Below are 21,880 nucleotides of genomic sequence, written 5' to 3' on the forward strand. Positions count from 1 at the left end.
TACAGATTGAAGGTTAATAAGTGATACTTTTGAATCGCAAAATACATATTATAGGCATTATAGATTATTTACATTTTAAATGAATTGAATGTTCAGACAGATTAAAAGACCTTAGAATTAAATTTCGAAATTTATAATAAGAATTATAATTTCCTATTTTTTTATTTTTTTAACCAAATTTTAACCTTCATTAGTTAAAATGAAATACAAATTAAAATATTTTGTAAATTTCATTTTATAATACAAACTTTATACCTGATAAATTGGAAAAAAGTATATTTTGAAAAACTGTCGCATATATCAAATAAGTCTTCGATGTATTATTTGGAAAGTTAAATATTTACATTTTAAGATATTTAATAATGATACTCCAAGTTCAATAAATAAAGAAAGCTTTCATTTTGAAAAAGAAGAAAGGGAGATTTTCATGAACAAAAAGACGAGTAGCAAATTATCTATACTCACTGAAAAAATACAGACAAAGCAAGCAGTTGTTGGAGTTATCGGTCTTGGTTATGTGGGGTTACCGCTTGCACTCGAAACTGTAAAGAATGGCTTTTCTGCGATAGGATTTGATAAAAATATTGATAAAATTAATAGCTTGAATCAAAAGCAAAGTTATATTTCCGATTTGCTATCTGCTTCTATACAAGAAGCAGTAGATAGCAAGAAATTTATGGCAACAAATCAATTTGAATTGCTGCAGCAAGCCGATATCATTCTTATTTGTGTACCTACGCCTACAACTGCAGATAAGAGTCCGAATATTACGTATATTGAGGAAGCAGTTATGAAAATACAACAGCATATGACTGAAGGTACACTAATTATTCTAGAAAGTACGACGTATCCTGGTACAACCCGAGAAATTATCTATCCAATTATTGAGCAAGGTGGCTATACGGTAGGGGATAACTGCTTTATTGCGTATTCTCCAGAACGTATTGATCCAGGGAATAGGCATTTTAATGTTAAAAATACACCGAAAGTAGTTGGCGGATTAACACAAAACTCAACAGAGCTGGCAAAGCTATTTTACGAAGAAGCACTGAAGACACAGGTACATTGTGTATCCACTCCGGAGGTTGCTGAGATGGAAAAGTTACTTGAAAACACGTTTCGTCAAGTAAATATCGCTCTAATTAATGAACTTAGTAAAGTATGTCATGCAATGAATATTGATATTTGGGAAGTGGTTAATGCAGCAGCAACGAAGCCATACGGTTTTATGCGTTTTACGCCGGGACCAGGAGTTGGTGGGCATTGCATACCGATAGATCCTAAATATTTATTATGGATAGGACAACAGCACGGAGTACATGTTTCAATCATAGATATAGCAGATAAAGTGAACGGATCAATGCCACAATTTGTAGTAGAGCGATTAACGAACTATTTAAATATACAGCGGAAGCCACTAGAGGGAGCAAAGGTAATTGTCATTGGGGTAACTTATAAACCAAATATTAATGATACACGTGAATCACCTGCCCTTAAAATTGTCCAATTATTACAAAGTGCGAATTGTGAAATTCAGATTGTTGATCCATTTATCGAAGAGGTGTGTAATATGCGGACAGTTCAACTAACTTCAGAGCTTATCCAGCAGGCGGATGGGGTAGTCATTTTAACAAATCATTCAAATATTAATTATGAAATGATAGATGATAATGCGAATTTCATTTTTGATACGCGACAAACAGATTATGCATTCAGCAATGAAAATTACTATAAGTTATAAGGAGTGCGTAATTATGCGAAGATTACTATTTTGTAGTATATTGTTTATTTTATTTTTGGGCGCTTGTCAGTCGAATGAAATACAGGAAACAGTACGTGTGATAGAGCCTTCAGTTGAAGTGAAAGAATCAGACGGAACATTAAGTGAAGTTATTCGACTATCCAATACACTACAACCTAAATTAGGTTTGACATTTAATGGTTTAGCCGATGAAGAAACGATGAAGAAAATATTGGATCAACTCGATGCAAATAAAATTAAGGCAACTTTCTTTTTAGAAGGTATGCGTGTGGCACAGGAGCCAGAGCTTGTAAAAGAGATAATTGCACGAGGACATGAGGTGCAAAATGGCACATTAACATTTCAGGATATGTCGAATTTGAATTATGCGCAAACTTATGAAGAATTATTTTTAGCAAATGAAATTTTCGAGAAGCATTTAGGATATACGCCACAATATGTGCGCAGTCGTTCAGGGGATGCAACCCAAAATATGCGTTTGGTAGCATCCACATTAGGTTTGAAGGCGGTTGTAGAATATTCTATTAATCCACAAGATAGAAAAATGCAGAGTGCAGAAGAAATTGTGGCGTATATTGAGCGCTTTTTAAGTAGTGGAGCTATTATCCACTTAAACACATATATTAATTCTTCTGTTATTGAGGCAATTCCATTACTAGTTAAGAAGTCAAATGAGAAAGGCTATGTGCTGACAACACTGACGGAAGTTCTGAAAGATCAATATACATCACATAAATTAGAAGAAATAGAAGGCTATGATGCAATCCGTATAAATTCTAATTATGAAGAGGTACAACCAAATATTTATTACCGTAAAAATACAGATAAAAAAGAAATTGCCTTAACATTTGATGATTGGGCAAGTGAAGCAAGAACGAAGGAAATATTAGATGTTTTACGCAAATACAATATTAAAAGTACATTCTTTTTAATTGGCAGCGGTGTTGAAAAGGACCCACATTTAGCAAGATTAATTTTGGATGAGGGACATGAGGTTGCTAGCCATTCATATTCTCATCGAAATATTACAGAAATGACACCAGAGGAGCTACAGGAGGATCTCGTTAAAGCACATCAAGCTCTAACATACGCCTTACAACAATCACCATTATTATATTTTAGACCTGCACAAGGTATTGTTGATGACAAAATGGCAAAGGTAGTTGCGGCAACTGGAATGAAAACCATTGCTTTATATGATATTGCATCGTTTGATTGGAAAACAGATTATTCTGTACAAGATATTTATAATCGCATTTTGGAACGCGTAGCACCTGGGAAAATTATCGTTATGCACGTTTTAGACGAGACAAAAACAGTTGAGGCATTGCCTATAGTCATCGAACAACTACAACAACAAGGGTATACATTTGAAAAACTCTCTACATGGATTGAACAATATACAGAAGAAAGTGTGGATTGATCATCGTGGAAAAGGAAATTTTAATGACTAAGCGACCGGATCGGCGTATTTTATCAAATATTCCTGATCCAGAAAATATGCGTAGTCTCGTAGATCGACGAGGGGCTAGTTACCAGCAATCAGAAGTGAATATGGCGGATGTAAATGAATTATTTCGTCTGCAGTCATTAAGCTTACGCTATATTACGAGATTTTCAGTGAACGCTTCTAAAACTTCTAGAAAACGAAAAGTTGTTGCAAAGTTTTATTCGGAAGATATTTCTGTAACAGGGATACTTATTTATTCCGATACACCGAGTGTTTTTGAATTAAATGAAATAATGACACTGAGCTTTAAAATTCCTGGGGGTGCAATGCCCGAAGGATACGAAGCAAACGTTAAGCTAAAGGGGAAAGTCGTTCGTACATTTTCGAAAGAGGTAGACGGGCAAACACGTTATTATTATGCGTGTGAATTTTTACAGTCGCTCAATGAATATATGAAGAAAAAGCGCTGGGGGCTATCTATTTTTGTAGCAAGTTTAGTGTTATTACTAGCAACATTAACTGTTATGCTGATGCGTGCGGAAAGTATTATTTATTTCAAATTTAATAAAACCTTATATTTGTATAGCTTGATAGCTGCAGCGTTTTTACTTAGTCGTTATTTGTTTGGAATGTTTTATAGAAATTCGCGGATAAATCCTGAATATGAGCCTGCTGTTTCCATTATTATTCCAGTATTTAATGAAGAAAAGTGGATTCAAAGAACAATTTTAAGCTGCATGAATCAATATTATCCTGTTGATAAACTTGAAGTAATAGTTGTGGATGATTGCTCTACAGACAAGACGAAGCACAATGCTGACGAAATCGCTGAGCTTATTCATCAGGAGGGAGAGCGATTTAAAACAAGTGAGCGTTTATTCGTTCATCAGCTACCTCAAAATGGTGGAAAGCGTGAGGCACTAATTGCAGGTGTGCATATGGCAAAGCATGATTTAGTAGTCTTTGTGGATTCTGACAGTTTCTTAGAACCAAATGCTATTCGCAATTTAGTGCAGCCTTTCCAAGATCCAAAAATGGGTGGTGTAGCGGGACGTACGGAAGTGGAAAACAAGTTTACAAATGCATTAACGAAGCTTCAAACAGTCCGTTACTATATTGCGTTTCGCATTATGAAGGCGGCCGAGTCATGGTTTGATGCAGTAACATGTTTATCTGGTCCGCTTTCATGCTATCGTAAAGAGCTTGTTTTGAAGCATGAAAAAGCATGGCTTAACCAAAAATTTCTTGGTCAACCTGCAACATTTGGTGATGATCGCAGTATGACGAACTATATTTTAAAAACACATCGTACTGCGTATCAAGATAATGCAGTATGTTCAACAATTGTACCATCTGATACAAAATCATTTTTATCGCAGCAAATGCGTTGGAAGCGTTCGTGGCTAAGAGAATCGCTACGTGCACTTACATTTATATGGAGAAAAGAGCCGTTTATGTTTCTCTTCTTCATTATCGGCTTAATCGTACCAATCGCTGCACCAGTTGTAGTTGTTTATAATTTGTTGTGGGTACCTATTACTCAAGGGATTTTCCCTAGAACATTCCTTATAGGCTTATTATTAATGGCAATGCTTATGAGCCTAGCGCATCTTTATTTTAGAAGGAGTAAGCTATGGTCATTCGGTTTTATTTTCGTCCTGTTTTATGAATTTGTGTTACTTTGGCAAATGCCTGTTGCATGGGTTACTTTTTGGAAATCAACATGGGGTACGAGGGAAACACCACAAGATGTATTAGCACGAGAAAAGAAATTGAAGAGAAAAGCTCGTCGCAAGGAGAAATGGAATTTTAGAAATGCGGGTGATGATGAATGAGCAAAAAGGAAGTAGCATTAAATCCAAAATCTAAAGACCGTAAAAAAGTCATTCGAGCAATTATTCAAGCGGTTATTGTCGTTTTTCTTGCGATTGTTTTAATACGTGCTGTCTTTTTACTAAATAAATTTGAAGATTCAACATTAGCGATGACAAATAATGAAGGATTTATCGCCCTATCGTATTTTGGTGTAAGTAGGGGGGAATCTCCAAAGTATGTATCGAAGGATGATTTAGAGAAGCAACTGTCACTGCTAGCTAAGCAAGGCTATCAAACGGTTTCCCAACAGGATATTATTGATTTTTATCAGCAAGGAAAGCCATTGCCAGAAAAAGCTTTATATTTATCATTTGAGGATGGGCGCACAGATTCGAGTGTCTTTGCACAAAAAATTTTGGAGAAGCTAAATTATAAGGCGACGATGTACACATACGCTAATAAATTGAACACGAAGGACCCGAAATTTTTAAAACCAAATCATTTGAAAGTGATGGAGAACAGCGGATATTGGGAGTTAGGCTCAAATGGTTATCGCTTAACGTATATTAATGTGTTTAATGATGAAGGAAAGTCATTAGGAGTTATTGATGAAAACGATGTCCCAGATAAAATGATGATAGAGTATTACAATCATTATTTAATGGATTTTATTCGTGATGAATATATGATTCCAACTGAAACACGAGGCGAGATGGAGGAGCGCATTGCGGAGGATTATGAGTTAATGCGCGAGATTTATACAGAGACGCTAGGAGAAGTACCGAAAGCATATGCGATTATGCATGCTAATTCACTTTATAACAATATGGATGCACTCGCTGAAAACGCCAATGATAAACATATTAAAGAACAATTTAAAATGAACTTTAATTTAGAGTTAGATGCCTATAACGATGCGGATGCAAATATTTATAACTTAAGTAGACTGCAAGTTTCACCATATTGGCCAACGAATCATTTAATGATGAAAATTCAACAATCCAGCAAACAAGAAGTTGAGTTCGCTAGTGGTGATGCAGAGATGGCTGAGCAATGGGGCTTGGCTAATGGTGCTGCAGAGTTTTTAGATAACGAAATAATTTTAACTTCTTCTCCATCAAAAGAAGGTACGTTGTTTTTACAAAAACCAGTACCTACTGCTTATCAATTTGAATTTGATTTTTATGGTAATGTTATTGGTGAGCAATCAGTCTATGTTAATTATGATGCTACAACGAATAGCTATATACGAATAATGTTAAAGGACAATGAAATCATTGTTTTTGAAAAGCAACCGAATAGAGAAGAAACTATAATTGAACATCATCTATTGAAGGAGATTGAATGGAGCGGAGAGGATTATGCTTTCAATAAGGCAACCGTTTACACTTATCGTGATACACAAGGGGGCTCCCGTATTGATGAGGAGGAATATCCGCGCAATTTAAAAAATCGACGTCATTTTATGCTACAAATAGGGCAAGGAGAGCTTAAATTAGAGGTTGATAAGGAGCTTGCAACTACATTCGCCATTAACGAGGCAATTCAAGGGAAGCAAATAGGCTTTAGTGCAGCGTATTCTAAAAAGGATACGACACACGAGCAATATGCGGATGATATATACGATACAGTAGTAGAAAATATTAAAATTACGGATGAGTCTGAACAAGTAGTTTTCTCAAATCAATATACAGAAATGGCTAGAGTAAAGTATAATGTATCGACATGGTTTAATAATATAGTAGATTTCTTTATTCAAACATTTTAAAGAAATATTCTGATTGCCTTGGAGGACCTAAAAGGAATGAAGAAAATATTCACCTTTTTTATCGTCGTATTATTACTACTCACAGGTTGCAATGGTAGCGAAGCGAAGAAAGATCCACAACAAGAAAAGGGCAAACCTAAATTATCCATTTGGCTTCCAGAGTGGCAATTAAAATCTACGATTGAGAATATTGAAAAATCATCGGGAGGATTGCAAAGCTTGCGCGTTTTCGGTGCCTATTTCAATGAGAAAGATGCGCCGTTTTTAACGGATACAGCGGCAAAAATTCATAGGCATATGTATAATAATTTCCGAGATAGTCACACAATACTTTTAACTTTTATTAATGATTACGTTGTAGATGGAAAGCCTTCTGTACAAAAGGATAGCGCCTTACTCCATCGTCTTATAAAGGATGAACAGGCGAGAAAAAAGCATATTAACGATATCACTTCAACGGTTGAACAATTCGAAGTGGATGGCGTAGAAATCGATTATGAAAAAATAGCAAAAGAGGATATAGAAAACTATATTTTATTTTTACAAGAGCTTTATGATGTATTGCAAAAAAAGGGACTATCGATGCATGTCGTATTAGTGCCAAGCTTCCCGTTTGAAATTCCCTTACCAGACGGACCGAGCTATACGGTAATGGCTTATAATGTTCATGGCTATCATAGCGGTCCAGGAGCAAAGGCGACATTCCCATTTTTAGATCAACTTCTTGTGAAAATGGAGAAGTCGAATCAAAAATTTGATATTGCTTTTGCAACTGGCGGTTTTACCTGGCCAAAAAGTGAGAAGGCAATTGCATTAACTGGCGATGAGGCGAAGCAGCTAATCAACTCTAAAAATCTAGCAACAAAGCGCGATAAAGATAGTGCTGCCGTTTATTTTTATTATAAAGATCAGGATATTAACTACGAGGCTTGGTATGCAGATGCAAAAACGCTTGAAAGCTGGATTGCCTACATTCAAGAAAAAGACCCGAAATATGAGCATTTTATTTTATGGCGTGCTGGAGGGCTTAGCGAAGGTACTGTCCAATGGATTGCTGAACAAAAATAATGATTAAATGAAGTTGTCCGAAAGCAGGCTGGCGTGCCACTTTTCGGACAACTTTTTGCTAATTGGACACAATTACGCTGAGGCGTAATTGATTATGAAAAAATATTCAAAGCTGCAATTCTCTGCATTGCTTCACGCAGCCGTTCCTCACATACAAGTAGGCCAACACGTACATAGCCCTCACCAAATTCCCCAAAGCCCTTTCCATTTGCAACAGCAACATCTGCTTTATTGAGTAGCAAATCGGTAAATTGCTCACTTGTATAGCCTTGTGGCACAGGAAGCCAAGCAAAAAATGAGCCTGCTGGCGCTTCCACTTGCCAGCCGATTTTCTTTGCCTCTTCAACCAATACATTGCGTCTACTTTCATAAGTTGCACGCAATTGTTCAACGGCTGTTTGTTCGGCAGTAAGTGCGTGTGCTGCAGCGTGTTGGACTGCTGGGAATAGGCTGCAAAATAAATGGTCTTGTAGTAGTTGAATAGCTTCAATTATTTTGGCATTTCCTACTGCAAAACCTACACGCCAGCCTGCCATATTAAACGTTTTAGATAATGTATAAAACTCAATGCCTACATCCTTTGCGCCTTCTGCTTGTAAAAAGCTAATCGGTTTCTTACCATCAAAACCAATAGCACCATAAGCAAAGTCGTGGGCAACTGCAATATTATATTTTTTTGCGAAGGCTACTGTTTCTGCAAAAAAGTCATTGGTTGCAATAGCCCCTGTCGGATTGTTAGGATAGTTAATATAAAGAAGCTTTGCACGCTCCTTTATTTTTTCGCCGAGTGTGTTGTAATCGGGTAAGAAATTATTTTCTGGTAGCAATGGCATCGTATCGAATTGTATATCTGCTAATGCTACACCTGATAAATAATCGGGATAGACTGGATCCGGTAGTAGCATATAATCGCCAGGATTCATTAAAGCGAGTGGTAGTTCAACAAGCCCGATTTTCGTACCACCGACTATAGCTACTTCTGTTTTAGGATCGATATGTACACCATATTCGCGTAAATAAAAAGCTGCTGCTGCTTCACGTAGCTCTTCGATTCCACGAAATGGAGGATATTTATGTGAAATCGGATTTTCGGCTGCTTGCTGCAATGCATCTACTATATGTACTGGTGTTGGTTGATCAGGGTTACCCTGACCTAAATTAATAATATCGCGTCCATCAGCTATTGCAGCATTCACCTTTTGGACGAGTGAAGCGAAAAATTGCGGTGGTAGCTGTTGTAGTTTTTTTGAAAATTCCATGCAAATCCCTCGTTTTCTGAATATAATAAAAATATGGTAAATCTTTTTTTCTAAAATGTCTATATAGGAAGTGAAGTTATGAAAATAGGATGTGTTCAATTAAATGTTCGTTTTGGCAAAGTAGATGAAAATTTTGAGCGAGCGGAGCAATTTATCCGACAAGCTGCACAAGGCGGTGCTGAAATTATCGTACTACCAGAAATGTGGAATACAGGCTATGCGCTTGAAAAGTTACCAGAGCTTGCTGATGAGAATGGTGAACGCTCGAAGGAGTTTTTAGGTCGACTTGCTAAGGAGCTATCAGTTCATATTGTTGGGGGTTCTGTTGCGATTCGTGTTGGGGAGGAATTTTTCAATACGATGTATACGTTTAATAAAGAAGGGGAGCTTGTTGGTGAATACAGCAAAGTGCACTTATTCCGCCTAATGGACGAGCATTTATATTTACAGGCAGGAGATAAGTTGAATCGCTTTGCACTAGGGGATATTGAGGCTGGTGGCGTGATTTGCTACGATATTCGTTTCCCAGAATGGCTGCGTTCACATGCATTGCGAGGAGCAAAGGTATTATTTGTACCAGCGCAATGGCCTACACCACGTATCGACCATTGGAAAACATTATTACAGGCACGCGCAATTGAAAACCAGTGCTTTGTGATTGCAGTAAATCGCATTGCAAATAAGGTAGAAAACTTTAATGGTCAATCGATGATTATTCAGCCTTGGGGCGAGGTACTGTGGACAGGTGCTGAGGATGAAGAGCTCGCGATTATCGATGTGGATTTTTCAATTGTCGACGAAGTGCGTACGCGCATTCCAGTATACGATGACCGCAGACCAAATTTATATGAAGAAGTTGTAAAATGATTGGAAACAAGTTTGAAAACTTAATAGGCGCAAGAAATCCATCCTAAAAGGCAGATTTCTTGCGCTTTTTTGAATTGATTTTAAGTTTGCGAGCGAATTGAAGCCGTTTACGGGCGAAATTCACTTGCAATAGGGCGAATCTATCCATTTAACGGGCGAATTCACCTGCTAATTGGGCGAATTGTTACGTTAGGCCTATTCGAAAAAGGATTAAAATAAACTTTATTTCACCCCTTCTTATGTTTTGCGTAAATTGAGAAAAATCGTTCAAATAATCATTAATTTCATGGAAAAACCCATACTAAAGCTATTAATTTAACTTGATTCAGCAGAATTTCCTCGCTTCTATAAGTGCTGGGATGAATACAGGAAAAGTAACTAAATCAAAGAGAGCGCAAAACTCTCTGTATCTGGTGCTACGCTTTCGATGCAAAAAACATTACTGATTCAAGTTAAACCTCCGGCGGATGTCGCAGATTTTGAAGAGGAGTTTTCGAGTAAGCTCGAAAAAATCTGGATGCAATTACGCCGAGGCGTAATTGATTAACTTCTCAGCTCATTATAAAATTAATTATTGTCTTTTTATGATGAACATTTTATAATTAATTTCAATAAAAGTACAAACGAACCGCGTCGTTGTAGTATTTGTGTGTGTTTTCCGTGTGTACAAATGTATAATGCCACAGGAGGGTATGGGAATGAAAAAAATTATTGTGACAGGTGCACTTGGTCAAATTGGTTCAGAGTTAGTAGGGAAATTACGAGCAATTTATGGAACGGATGCAGTATTAGCAACAGATATTCGTGCAGCACAGCAAGATGGTCCATTCGAAATATTAGATGTAACAGAGGGCAAGCGAATGCATGAGCTTGCGAAGGATTTTGGTGCAGATACGATGATTCATATGGCTGCATTATTATCAGCAACTGCAGAAAAAAATCCTGTTTTCGCATGGAATTTAAATATGGGTGGCTTAATGAACGCATTAGAAGTATCGCGTGAGCTAAATTTACAATTTTTCACACCTAGCTCGATTGGGGCATTTGGTCCATCTACGCCAAAGGATAATACGCCTCAAGATACGTTACAGCGTCCAACAACAATGTATGGTGTCAACAAAGTAGCGGGAGAATTACTATGTGATTACTACTTCACAAGATTTGGTGTAGATACGCGTGGTGTTCGTTTCCCAGGTTTAATTTCTTATGCTACACCACCTGGTGGAGGAACGACAGATTATGCTGTAGATATTTACTACAAAGCAATTGAGGAAGGAAAATATACATCTTATATTGCAGAAGGCACATATATGGACATGATGTACATGCCCGATGCACTACAGGCGATTGTTGATTTAATGGAAGCGGATGGTTCAAAATTAGTTCATCGCAATGCCTTCAATATTTCAGCGATGAGCTTTGAGCCTTCACAAATCGCAGCAGAAATTCAAAAGCATATTCCAAGCTTCACGGTTGAATATGATGTAGATCCAGTGCGTCAAGCAATTGCAGATAGCTGGCCAAATGCGATTGATTCATCTGCTGCAAAAGCGGAATGGGGCTTTAAAGCGCAATACGATTTAGCTTCGATGACGGTTGATATGTTAGAGAAATTGAAAAAATAATATAGAAAGGCTATTAGAAAGCAGGGCTGTGCCTGTATTTTCTGATAGCCTTTTGTACTTTTATTATAGTTTTTTCCTTTTAAAGTAAGTAAGGATTATTTTTCGCCTTTTCAGTAGTTGAAAGAGGTTCATCTAATTTTTTTCGAAGCCGCAACTAATGCATCAATTGTTGTCCAATCGCCATTTGCTAAAGAATCAACAATTTTACTGCCAACAATGACGCCATCGCTAAAGCTAGCGAATTTCTTTACATGCTCGGGGGTTGAAATGCCAAAGCCAGCTAATACAGGTAAGGGGCTAGCCGCTTTCAATTTTGCAAAATGCTCCTCAAGTTCGTTTGCAAAATCACTGCGTGCGCCAGTAATACCATTCACTGTAACAGCATAAATAAAGCCTTCACTCGCAGCAGTTAATTGTGCGATACGCTCAACAGGGCTTGTTAAGGAAACGAGTTGAATAAGTGAGACTTGCTCCTTTTGTAGCGCACTATAGATAATATTACGTTCCTCCAATGGCATATCAGGAATGATAACACCATGAATACCAGCTTGCTTCGCATCGTAAGCGAATTTCTCTGCTCCATATGCTAAAATTGGATTTAAATAAGTCATTGCTACAAGTGGTACTGTTATTTCATCTGCGAAGCTCGCCAATGTAGCGAGCGTAGATTTTAATGTTGTGCCTTTTTGTAAAGCGCGTTGTCCTGCAAGCTCAATGGTTGGTCCATCTGCTACAGGGTCTGTAAAGGGGATACCAACTTCAATAGCTGTTACGCCTATTTGTTGCAAGCGTAAAATAGTAGATTTTAATGTTTCTAAGCCGCCATCACCTGCCATTATATAAGGAACAAACGCTCTATCACCGCGTGCTAAAACATTGTCGATTGCTTTTTGAATCATGCGTTTTTACCCCCAATCGCATCAATTAATGTATGCACATCTTTATCGCCACGACCAGATAAGCAAACTACAATAGTTTCATCAGGTGACATCGTTTTTGCTAACTGTGCTGCATAGTAAATAGCATGTGCACTTTCTAAAGCTGGCAAAATACCCTCTGTTTCAGCTAGTAGTTTAACACCTTCCAAAGCCTCTTCATCCGTTACACTTTCATAAATGGCGCGTCCGATATCGTTTAAATAACAATGCTCAGGTCCGACTCCAGGATAATCAAGCCCTGCTGAAATTGAATGTGCTTCTTGTATAAAGCCATTTTCATCCTGTAATAAATACATATAGGCACCGTGTAGCACCCCTTTTTGTGCACCATAAATTGCCGCCGCATGCTTGCCCGTAGTGAGACCATTGCCAGCTGCTTCAACGCCAATTAATTGAACATCCTGATCATCAACAAACGGATAAAACATACCAATCGCATTGCTACCTCCACCAATACAAGCAATTACTGTGTTTGGTAGACATCCTTCTTGCTCCAAAATTTGAGTGCGTGTTTCATCACCAATGATGCGCTGAAAATCGCGTACAATTGTAGGAAAAGGATGTGGCCCAAGAGCTGAGCCTAAAATATAATGTGTATCATTGACATGTGTTACCCAGTGACGTAACGCTTCATTTACTGCATCCTTTAAAGTGGCAGAGCCTTTTTCAACAGCAATTACCTTTGTACCAAGCAGCTCCATGCGGAAAACATTTAATGCTTGGCGCCTTACATCCTCTGCGCCCATATAAACGATGCACTCTAAATCGAGCAATGCACAGGCAGTGGCTGTCGCAACTCCGTGCTGACCAGCGCCTGTTTCTGCAACTATCTTCTTTTTCCCCATGCGTTTTGCAAGAAGTGCCTGCCCAATTGCGTTGTTAATTTTATGTGCGCCAGTATGGTTTAAATCTTCACGCTTTAAATAAATTTTCGCACCGCCACATTTCGCTGTTAAGCGCTCCGCAAAATAGAGGGGAGTTTCACGTCCTACATATTGTTGTAAATAATAATGTAATTGTGCCAAAAACTCAGAATCATTTTTCGCTTCCTCATAAGCCTGCTCTAGCTCAAGAAGGGGAGCCATTAATGTTTCAGGTACGAATTGCCCGCCGTATTCCCCGAAACGTCCTCTTACAGTTGTCATATTATTGCTCCTTTCGCATTTCGAATAAATGCTTGAATTAATGCTGAATCCTTTATACCATTCTTTTCAACACCACTAGATACATCAACTGCTGCGGGGCTAATTAATTGAATCGCATTGGCAACATTATCAATTGTTAAACCACCAGCGACGATTACTTTTTCTTGTGATATATTTGCTTTTTCTAATAAAGCCCAATCAAATGTATGTCCGCTACCTCCACGAAAGTCAGTGCCTGGTGCATCGAACAAATAATAATCAACATCGAATGTAGCAGCATTTTTAATATCATTAGCGTTTCGCACCGAAAATGCTTTTAGTGCAGGCAAGCCAATTTGTTGAATAAAATCATTTGTTTCATCACCATGATATTGAATATAATCTAGTGGGACAGCCTCCGCGATTGCTTGAATCGTTGTAGCGTCCTCATTGACAAATACCCCGACTTTTTTGATATGTGCGGGTACATGCTTTGCAAGCTGTGTTGCTTCCTCTACTGAAATACGGCGTTTGCTAGGTGCGAAAACGAAGCCGACAAAATCCGCGCCAGCTAGCACCGCTGTTTCGACATGCTCTACGGTTTTTAATCCGCAAATTTTGACCATTGTCATCGTTTCTCACCAGCTTTCGTGATAGGAATTTGCAGGGCCTGTAAATCGGCAGTCACATTGTGGCTGCGCATTAGCGATTCGCCAACGAGCACGGCACATGCCCCGGCTGCTGCTACAATCTCTACATCTCTATATCCCCAAATACCACTTTCGCTAATAAAGGCGATACCGTTATTCGTTAAATAACGTGCAACCTCTGTTGTTTGCGCCAAATCAACTTCAAATGTTTTTAAATTACGGTTATTAACACCGATAATCTTGGGATTTATTTTTAATGCACGTTGCAACTCTTCTATGTCATGTACTTCTACTAAAACATCAAGCTCTAAAGCTGTTGCGTAAGTATATAAAGAGGCGAGCTCCTCATCTGTTAAAGCCGCAACGATTAGTAAAATAACCGATGCTCCAGCAGCTTTTGCATAGTCAATTTGCACTTTATCAATCATGAAATCCTTACATAGTAAAGGGATATCGACAACCTGTGCTACCGCATTTAAATCAGCAAAGGAACCTTTGAAAAACTTACCTTCAGTTAGAACCGAAATACAAACAGCGCCAGCCTTTGCATAAACTTTTGCCTGCTCTACTGGCTCAACATTAGTTGCAATATCGCCCTTTGAAGGAGAGGCACGCTTCATTTCAGCGATGACCTGCATAGTTGTTGCTTGGCTTAATCGCTCATAAAGGGAAGGGCGTTTTGCCGTCTGGATAAAATTTGGTTTTATAGCGCGTAAGCTATCAAGCTCCGTTTTTTTATGCGCAATAATTTTATTTAAAATCGTCATTGGATGCCCTCCTTTTGTTGTGAATATTCAATAACCGCTTGTAATTTTTGCAAAGCTCGGCCTGAAAAAATGCTATCTTTCGCGATTTCAATTCCTTCTTTAATTGTTGTAGCAGAGCCGTATGCAAAGAAGCCGATGCCTGCATTTAACAAAACGGTATCTAAATAAGCTCCCTGCTGACCTTTTAATAAATCAAGCATTATCTTGGCATTATCCTGAGCATTGCCACCGCGAATTGATGATAAAGGGGCAGCGGTTAAACCAACATCCTCCGCACGTAGCTTAAATGGAATGATATCTCCGTGATCAAGTAAGGCGAGCGTGTTTTCTCCCTCTAGTGATGCTTCGTCCATTCCTCTTGTACCAGAAACGACAATTGCGCGTTTACGGCCAAGCATATGCAAAACCTGCGCATAATCTGTCGTAAAATGGGGGCGGTTAATACCGACAAATTGCGTCTTTAAAGGAACAGGATTCGTCAAAGGACCAACTAAATTAAAAATAGTAGGCTTGCCAATCGACTTACGTATTTCACCAATACGTTTTAATTTGGGATGCATATTTGGCGCGTGTAAAAAAGCAATGCCATGCTGTGCAAGTAACTCAGATGTTTCCTCTACAGAAGGAAGCAAACGAATTTCTAGTGCCTCCAATACATCAGAGCTACCTGCTGAGCTTGATATTTTGCGATTGCCATGCTTTGCCACCAGCAAGCCACCACCAGCAAGGACAAAGGCTGTCGTTGTACTAATATTAAAGCTTTGCAAGCCATCGCCGCCTGTACCACAGTTGTCAATATAAATCCCTTCAGGAACATTAATTTTCAAGGCGTTGTTACGCATAATCATTGCTAGACCTGCAACCTCTTGAGCAGTTTCACCTTTATCGCTTAAGTCTACTAAAAAATCTGCGATATCTTCAGCTGGTGTTGATTCAGTAAAAACAAGCGTTGCTGCAGCTTTCATTTCATCAATAGTTAGGTTTTCGTTCCCTTTAATTTTCGCTGTATATTGTTGTAATGTCATTTTCATCCCCCTTTTCTGTAAAATCAATTTGCCCATTAAAACCAATATAGCCTAGCATTGAAGGCACACTTTTAGATGCTTCAGCTAACGCATCAATTGAATGGGTAGAAGGGGGGAGCTGCCCATCTTGTGTCCATTCACTTACCGCGGGAATCCTTGTTGTGATGACGCTATTTTTCACATTGATAACACTGTTTGTTGAGGAGCCAATCAATGTTTCATTTACAAATTCTACATAATATAAATAAGCAGCTCTTTGTTCTATACGAAATTTGCGATAGTCTTCAAAGGCCCCATTTATATTGTCCGTAGTGCCACCATTTGTTAATTGCTCAATTAATGTGTCTAAATTAGGTGTTTGCTGCTCAATTTGAATATTCGTATGAACAATTGCTAGCTCATCTGTCATATGATCAAAAATAATAACCGTATCATAAACTTGAAACAGCACCTCATCCCCACGAATATAACCAATTGCTCCTCCCATAAACGGGTATTCAGTATGTTGAGAAATACGTGGCATCATTTGCTTTAGAGATTGAATTAAATCACCATTATACGTATACATTTTATTTGTTAGATGGCATATTTCGTGTAAAGCATTACCTCTCCCGCTATATGTTTTACGCGGATTTGCGCCGATAAAGGAATAGCGCCCAGCCGTTTCATGCTTTGTAGCACTTTCTAATAAGAATTTTTGCTTGCCTTGCAGTCTATTGAAAATAATAATTGGCGTTAGACAATCGCCATTTACTTTACGAATCGTTGTACGTGAAGTTTTTTGCATATTTTTGCCCTCCTTTAAAAATGAAAAAAGTCCTCTACAAAAGAGAAATTTCTCTTTTGTAGAGGACGATAAATACCGCGTTGCCACCTCAGCTTGAAGCATATTTGCTTCCACTCTTATACCCCTTATAACGTAGGGGAAATCCGTCCGTCAACAAATAAATGCCAACAGCTCTCCTAAGGCCCATTCACAATTGTTTATGGCGCATTTTCACCAGCCACGCGCTCTCTAAAGCATAAAGCAATCGCTACTATTCTTAGTCATCAATTTTTCTCAGCTCAGCTCAAACTCTACTCATCTCGTCTTATGGTGGTCACGCTCCCGCAACCTGCTACCATGCCCGAACAAAGATGTAGTGCCATTGTAAAAGGTATGTACGAAAAAGTCAATTAATTCTGATAAAATCGGTAATAAAATAAGGCGTGTCTGAAAGATATTTTGAGACACACCCTTTGCGACGAGTAACCGCAGGTAGCGAATATTTATTATAGAAGCTAGGGCTGTCCAAAAAGGTATTCCTTTTTGGACAGCCCCTAAAACTTAAAAGAAACTCATTCGCTTTCTATTAAATTTTTAAAATTAAGTCGTTTGTTCAACAAGTACATAATTGGAGCACTAATCGCTAATACGGCAAATTCGCCAGCCGCAACGACCAGCCAAGTTTCCCAAAATGGAAGCTCCAGTACTATATTTAATTGAAATGCAATTATAAACATCGTGAACGTAAATAGAAACGTATTGATGATTAAACGAGTCCAAATATTTTTGACAAACTTACAGATGATAATGAAAATACCTAAAGTCACAACAGTATGTCCTACACCAAAAATTAAATCGATTGGTCCAACTGAAGAAAATAAAAAGTTGGAAATGAGTACGCCAAGAACGACGCCTAGCATATAACGTGGGTTAAATGCGACTAAATGGTTGAACATCTCAGCGATGCGGAACTGCACTTGCCCAAAGCTAATTGGAGCTACAAGCATCGTCACTGCGATATATAACGCTGCGATAATTGCACTCGCTGCTAAAAATTTGACTTTCATATAGAATTCCTCCTAGTTTTTTTGCGTGGGATGGTTGCGAACCACGTAAAGCAAGTGCAATCATAACAGCAATCATATGTGCTTGTAAATAATTATGTGTTGAATCATAAAATAGCTAAAATATTTCAAATGTTAATACTATTTTCTCTGCGTAGATTGCTAGCGAAATTGTAAGTATTGCAGTTCATATAATAGATATTTACAAAAAATAGAGCTCATACAATTCAAGTTGCTTTTTGAAATATAGGTAGGTTAGTTTGAATCCCATGAATAGGGGATTTTTCTTAAGCTGTGATCAATTATTTAGTTGAATATTTTATGAAATTTTGTTTTGTAAATAAGCCTTGATTGATTGAATGTTATTAAAAAAACAGGAATGTACGTTCTGTTCGAGGGTAAATTTTTTTACCATCTAAGCTTTTTAAATTTAATAGTTCTGTCGGAACACCATAATTTTCAATTGCTTCATGGATGGTAAAATTAGTATTATTTTTTTCGTAAAAAAATTCATCTGGTAACAGTAATTCAATGGCAAAAGTATTTGCTTCTATCTCTAATCTATCTGTAGATAACAATGTGTGCTTCTTTAAGAACGTGGTATTCACATTAGAGTGCTGCACAGCATGTCCAAGTTCATGTGCACAAATAAAAGTTTGTATTTCTTTGTTAGCATCTTGGTTAATATGAATGATAGGTACCCTAAAATGCCTGCTAAAGTAACCCAAGGTGCTTCCCAAAGGTTCGTAGACAATGATTATTCCCATGCGTTCTGCAAGTTCAAAAGGGTTAAATGTGCGGTGCTTTTTAATTAAATGATTTACTAAGTCTTTAATTTGTGACAAATTATCACTTCCTACTTTAACGATACTTGTAGGTATATTATAACCTATTTACCTAATTATAGTGAAATAGAAATAAAGAATGACTATCTATATTTTTTAGGTGTGAATTTTTGCTTTGCAACCCGTTTGGCAAGTCGTAAAGAGTTTTCCAAACTTGATAGTAACAATTCTCTATCTTCCAATTCTTCTTCACTTAACTCATCTAGAGTTCTACCGTCAAATGCTGCATGTCCGCTTTTAGATAGCCCTTCAATCATTTTTTGAAGTTCTTCTTGTATTGATTGCTCATCTTTTTCAGTTAATTCATAATAGCGTTTTTGATTAGTACGACCAAGTAAATAGTCAGTGCTAACATCAAAATAGTCTGCTGTTTTTTCCAAAGTTTCAGATTTAGGGCTTTGAGTTTTCCATTTATAAAAAGCATTTTCACTAAATCCCAATTTTTGTGCAACTATCTTTAAGTTTTCTCCGCGTTCTTCTGCTAATTGTTTAACTCGAGCAAATAGCATGGTATCAACCTTTCTGGATACTTAGATAAAATAAATTATACAAAAGGATACTTTTGTGTTGATTTAATTATCCAACTGTATTAATATATTTACATAAGCTAAGTTATTAGCTAAAAGACAAGACCTCTAATAGCACATTTATTTCGTTGGGGAACGGGTAAAGTGTATGATACACAGGCTTTCTTAAGTCTTTTTTAGCTATGATTAAATATTATACTATTGGATACTTTAAGTCAAACGATTAGCTAATAATTTAGTGAGGAGTATCATCTTATAGCTTGTAAGGATAAACGGATTGCGAGGAGATTTTGTAGTTAAGTTTTATAGTACATGAAAAAGGAGGGGCAATGATGTCAAAAGATTTAGCAGTGTTAGTTCGTTCTGAGCTATTTAAAAGAAAAATGACCCAGAAGGAATTAGCTGCAATAATTGGCATTTCGAATGCATATTTATCAGATATTATTCGAGGGCGAAAGGATGGTCCAAAAGCACAAGAGCATGTCAAGCATATTCGCAAAATTTTGGGTATTTAGACGAGTTGTGAAAAGTTGCTCCAAGCTATTAGCCAAGTATATACGATAATACTTAAAGAAAGTGGGGACAAGAAATGTATGAATGGTTAAAGGATTATCAACAAATTGAAGATGAAATCACTTACCTTGAACAAAATTTGAATCGCTCGAAAAAAGAGCTGAAGCGCTGGATGCATGGTGATTTAGCAAAATACAAGCTCACTGCTGAATCAGATGGAGCGAGGCTAGAAGATAAAATTGCTGTTATCGAATATGAGCTAGCTCATAAACTAAATGATCTATATGATCTTGATCAATTAGTAAAAAAATTCAATGGTATTGAGCAAAAAATTATCTATGGCAAATATATTGAAGGGAAGACACTAGAGCATGTAGCGGAGGATTTGGGCTACAGCTCACAATATATTTATACGAAGCATGCTCAAATCAAAAGACTATTGAGCTTCAATGGCGCATAATGAGTTTAGCATGAACTTACTCTATATTGTTCCTATTAATTTTATTGCTAAATCATATTATGATGATAACGTGATAGTTGTGCAAAGAGCTATCATCTTCCATTATAGAGAAGTCTACTCTTGGTGAGTGGGCTTCTTTTTAAGTTGAATTGAAAGAAAGGAGATGTTGCTTATGCTCTTTATAGTATGTGGTGGAAGAATGCCACTTAAGGATTGCTAGGTTTATTGGAAAGTAGAAAGTAAGTAAGATTGTTTCAAGCGATGTCTAAATTCAAAGCGCGGTTCAAAAAATTGGATGTACATGGCAGAAGGACGATACCAAGGTAGTAAAGATTTTTTAAAGAACAGAGTTCCCAGCATATTTAGTTGTGTCTAAAAGAATATGAAACACTTAAAAAGTGCAAAGATTTATAAGGTTATGGATAATACTTACAAATGAAGAAAAATCAAAACGAACTCCTCTAGTCGCATGATGAAATTTCATGAAGGACAAGGGAGTTTTTATTTTTCTAAAAAAATTAATTAACTAACTAGGAGGTCATTTTTATGACAGAAAATAAAGTTCAATTTGGTATTAAAAACGTACACTATGCAGTAGCAACAGAAGGCGCAGATGGTAAATTAACATATGCTGCACCAGTAGCATTCCCAGGGGCTGTATCTTTAACTTTAGAAGCACGCGGTGAGCAAGCCGATTTCTATGCAGATGATCGTGTATACTACACATCATCAACAAATACAGGTTATACAGGTACATTAACAGTTGCAACATTATTACAGCAGTTCCGAGTAGATGTGCTAGGTGATGAATTAGATGTTGATGGTGTTTTAACTGAAACATCCAATGCAAAACCAAAAACAGTTGCACTTCTATTTGAATTTGATGGTGATGTAAAGGCAACACGCCATGCTTTATATAATGTAACAATTTCTCGCCCAGGATTAACTGGTCAAACTAAAGGAGAAACAACTGAACCAGGCACTCAGGAGCTATCATTTGTTGCTGCACCAACAATTGAAGGTATTGTAAAACGCTCTACTACAGGTGATACAGAGGAAGCAGTCTACGATGCATGGTATGCAAGCGTATTTGCACCAACTGTTGTACCAACACCTTAATTAATCAACAATGGAGGACTAAATAATGGAAATTACATTAACAATTGATGGTAAACAAATCCCATTCAAATCAAATGGTGCAGTTGCAAAGCGTTATATGATGCAGTTCCAGCGTGATTTACTCAAGGATATTTTGGGTATGGGTGCTACGGATAAAAGCTTTGAGGAAATGGCAGAAGGAGAAAAAGTCAGTTGGATGCGCGAAAATATCGATTTCAATATGTTTTACGATATTGCATGGACTTTTGCTAAAACGGCAGACAGTACAATTCCAGATCCTTTAAGCTGGTTGGAATCATTTGAAGAATTCCCTATTTTGGACATTATTGAACCTTTGCAAAGCCTACTTGAAAAAACAATTGCCTCTAAAAAAAAATAACTAATAACGGTGCTGCTGGCGCAAGCCAGATCAGCACCGAACAATTTTTAGTTTTATGTCGAGAGTGTCATCTGACACATGATGATCTG

21 protein-coding genes, 1 riboswitch and 1 other annotated feature are annotated in these 21,880 nt (G+C 37.4%); of the genes, 11 read left to right on the forward strand and 10 right to left on the reverse strand.

The features are described from left to right. Positions 1-427: 427 nt before the first annotated feature. Genes TY13_RS01180 through TY13_RS01200 form a run of 5 tightly spaced genes read left to right on the forward strand, consistent with a single transcriptional unit; the run spans position 428 to position 7,863 of the window. Complete coding sequence (locus TY13_RS01180; protein WP_042470630.1) at positions 428-1,741, forward strand: nucleotide sugar dehydrogenase; 1,314 nt, start codon at positions 428-430, stop codon at positions 1,739-1,741. A gap of 13 nt (positions 1,742-1,754) precedes the next feature. After that, positions 1,755-3,185 carry a polysaccharide deacetylase family protein gene (locus TY13_RS01185; protein ID WP_042470633.1) on the forward strand — a complete coding sequence of 477 codons (1,431 nt, stop codon included), beginning with the start codon at positions 1,755-1,757 and terminating at the stop codon, positions 3,183-3,185. 23 nt (positions 3,186-3,208) lie between these two features. After that, positions 3,209-5,047 (forward strand): glycosyltransferase, encoded by a 1,839-nt coding sequence (locus tag TY13_RS01190; protein ID WP_042472295.1) that lies wholly within the window; start codon positions 3,209-3,211, stop codon positions 5,045-5,047. After that, positions 5,044-6,795, forward strand: coding sequence for a polysaccharide deacetylase family protein (locus TY13_RS01195; RefSeq protein WP_042470634.1), 1,752 nt, complete (start codon positions 5,044-5,046; stop codon positions 6,793-6,795). Before TY13_RS01190 ends, TY13_RS01195 begins: the two co-directional genes overlap by 4 nt. Before the next feature lie 36 nt (positions 6,796-6,831). Then, positions 6,832-7,863, forward strand: coding sequence for a glycosyl hydrolase family 18 protein (locus tag TY13_RS01200; RefSeq protein WP_042470637.1), 1,032 nt, complete (start codon positions 6,832-6,834; stop codon positions 7,861-7,863). Positions 7,864-7,955: 92 nt separating this feature from the next. Here TY13_RS01200 and TY13_RS01205 read toward each other — a convergent pair whose 3' ends face one another. Continuing rightward, positions 7,956-9,122, reverse strand: a complete 1,167-nt coding sequence (locus TY13_RS01205; RefSeq protein WP_042470640.1) for a pyridoxal phosphate-dependent aminotransferase — start codon at positions 9,120-9,122, stop codon at positions 7,956-7,958. Between the two features lie 78 nt (positions 9,123-9,200). On the opposite strand from TY13_RS01205, the gene TY13_RS01210 reads away from it, so the two are divergent. After that, on the forward strand, positions 9,201-9,989 hold the full coding sequence (locus TY13_RS01210) for a carbon-nitrogen family hydrolase (RefSeq protein WP_042470643.1): 789 nt from the start codon (positions 9,201-9,203) through the stop codon (positions 9,987-9,989). Positions 9,990-10,687: 698 nt separating this feature from the next. Next, a complete protein-coding gene (locus TY13_RS01215; protein ID WP_042470646.1) occupies positions 10,688-11,614 on the forward strand; it encodes an L-threonine 3-dehydrogenase in 927 nt (308 codons plus the stop codon). A gap of 128 nt (positions 11,615-11,742) precedes the next feature. Here the strand turns inward: TY13_RS01215 and trpA are convergent, their stop codons facing one another. The 9 genes from trpA to TY13_RS01260 all read right to left on the reverse strand — a co-directional run bounded on the left by trpA (position 11,743) and on the right by TY13_RS01260 (position 19,302). Continuing rightward, a complete protein-coding gene (gene trpA, locus TY13_RS01220) occupies positions 11,743-12,513 on the reverse strand; it encodes a tryptophan synthase subunit alpha (RefSeq protein WP_042470648.1) in 771 nt (256 codons plus the stop codon). Beyond that, entirely contained in the window at positions 12,510-13,697 is a 1,188-nt protein-coding gene (gene trpB, locus TY13_RS01225) for a tryptophan synthase subunit beta (RefSeq protein WP_042470650.1), read from the reverse strand. Before trpB ends, trpA begins: the two co-directional genes overlap by 4 nt. Then, on the reverse strand, positions 13,694-14,308 hold the full coding sequence (locus TY13_RS01230) for a phosphoribosylanthranilate isomerase (protein ID WP_042470654.1): 615 nt from the start codon (positions 14,306-14,308) through the stop codon (positions 13,694-13,696). Before TY13_RS01230 ends, trpB begins: the two co-directional genes overlap by 4 nt. Beyond that, the gene (trpC, locus tag TY13_RS01235) at positions 14,305-15,093 is read right to left on the reverse strand and encodes an indole-3-glycerol phosphate synthase TrpC (protein ID WP_042470657.1); all 789 of its coding nucleotides are present in this window, start codon (positions 15,091-15,093) and stop codon (positions 14,305-14,307) included. Before trpC ends, TY13_RS01230 begins: the two co-directional genes overlap by 4 nt. Continuing rightward, entirely contained in the window at positions 15,090-16,118 is a 1,029-nt protein-coding gene (gene trpD, locus TY13_RS01240; RefSeq protein WP_042470659.1) for an anthranilate phosphoribosyltransferase, read from the reverse strand. The genes trpC and trpD overlap by 4 nt, the downstream gene beginning before the upstream one ends. Further along, positions 16,087-16,905, reverse strand: coding sequence for a hypothetical protein (locus tag TY13_RS01245; RefSeq protein ID WP_042470661.1), 819 nt, complete (start codon positions 16,903-16,905; stop codon positions 16,087-16,089). The genes trpD and TY13_RS01245 overlap by 32 nt, the downstream gene beginning before the upstream one ends. A gap of 58 nt (positions 16,906-16,963) precedes the next feature. After that, positions 16,964-17,178, reverse strand: a binding site (T-box leader). Between the two features lie 278 nt (positions 17,179-17,456). Next, positions 17,457-17,951, reverse strand: coding sequence for a QueT transporter family protein (locus TY13_RS01250; protein WP_042470663.1), 495 nt, complete (start codon positions 17,949-17,951; stop codon positions 17,457-17,459). A 6-nt stretch (positions 17,952-17,957) separates the two neighbouring features. Beyond that, positions 17,958-18,002: riboswitch (PreQ1 riboswitch) on the reverse strand. Positions 18,003-18,313: 311 nt separating this feature from the next. Further along, positions 18,314-18,793 carry an ImmA/IrrE family metallo-endopeptidase gene (locus TY13_RS01255; protein WP_042470666.1) on the reverse strand — a complete coding sequence of 160 codons (480 nt, stop codon included), beginning with the start codon at positions 18,791-18,793 and terminating at the stop codon, positions 18,314-18,316. An 83-nt stretch (positions 18,794-18,876) separates the two neighbouring features. Next, positions 18,877-19,302, reverse strand: a complete 426-nt coding sequence (locus tag TY13_RS01260; protein WP_042470667.1) for a helix-turn-helix domain-containing protein — start codon at positions 19,300-19,302, stop codon at positions 18,877-18,879. Between the two features lie 347 nt (positions 19,303-19,649). Between TY13_RS01260 and TY13_RS01265 the strand changes: the two genes are divergently transcribed. The 4 genes from TY13_RS01265 (at position 19,650) to TY13_RS01280 (ending at position 21,791) form a co-directional block, all read left to right on the forward strand. Continuing rightward, complete coding sequence (locus tag TY13_RS01265) at positions 19,650-19,835, forward strand: helix-turn-helix domain-containing protein (RefSeq protein ID WP_326582442.1); 186 nt, start codon at positions 19,650-19,652, stop codon at positions 19,833-19,835. Positions 19,836-19,909: 74 nt separating this feature from the next. Next, positions 19,910-20,293 carry a hypothetical protein gene (locus TY13_RS01270; RefSeq protein WP_042470671.1) on the forward strand — a complete coding sequence of 128 codons (384 nt, stop codon included), beginning with the start codon at positions 19,910-19,912 and terminating at the stop codon, positions 20,291-20,293. A 546-nt stretch (positions 20,294-20,839) separates the two neighbouring features. Then, positions 20,840-21,412, forward strand: coding sequence for a major tail protein (locus tag TY13_RS01275; RefSeq protein WP_042470673.1), 573 nt, complete (start codon positions 20,840-20,842; stop codon positions 21,410-21,412). Between the two features lie 25 nt (positions 21,413-21,437). Further along, the gene (locus TY13_RS01280; RefSeq protein ID WP_042470674.1) at positions 21,438-21,791 is read left to right on the forward strand and encodes a hypothetical protein; all 354 of its coding nucleotides are present in this window, start codon (positions 21,438-21,440) and stop codon (positions 21,789-21,791) included. The last annotated feature ends 89 nt before the right edge of the window (positions 21,792-21,880 follow it).

Origin of the sequence: Bacillus ndiopicus (assembly GCF_000612805.1) — a bacterium.
Lineage (GTDB): Bacteria > Bacillota > Bacilli > Bacillales_A > Planococcaceae > Metasolibacillus > Metasolibacillus ndiopicus.